At 37.7% G+C, this 292-nt stretch carries 1 rRNA gene; it reads right to left on the reverse strand.

Annotation, left to right across the window (positions count from 1 at the left end):
- Positions 1-206: 206 nt before the first annotated feature.
- Positions 207-292 (reverse strand): 5S ribosomal RNA (gene rrf / locus EWU23_RS13840); the annotation flags it as partial.

The raw sequence follows: 292 nt of genomic DNA on the forward strand, positions 1-292 counted from the left end.
TGACACCTATTGCTTTTGAGAAAAAACTACTAAATTTAAATCAAGCTATAGGCTAAACAACTAAAGTACTTGAATATGAATCAAGTATAAGTGACATAAAACGGTCAACGTCATTCAGGCATTCACACATTATAACTCTACATTTCACATTGATCATTCTACATTAAAAAAGCCCACTAGAATCTAGCGGGCTTAGGGTAATAATAACTTGGAGCTTACTTACTTTCCCGGGTTTGATCCCAGTATCATCAGCGGTGCGGGGCTTAACTTCTCTGTTCGAGATGGGAAGAGG

The organism is Aquirufa beregesia, from assembly GCF_011090385.1.
GTDB lineage: Bacteria > Bacteroidota > Bacteroidia > Cytophagales > Spirosomataceae > Aquirufa > Aquirufa beregesia.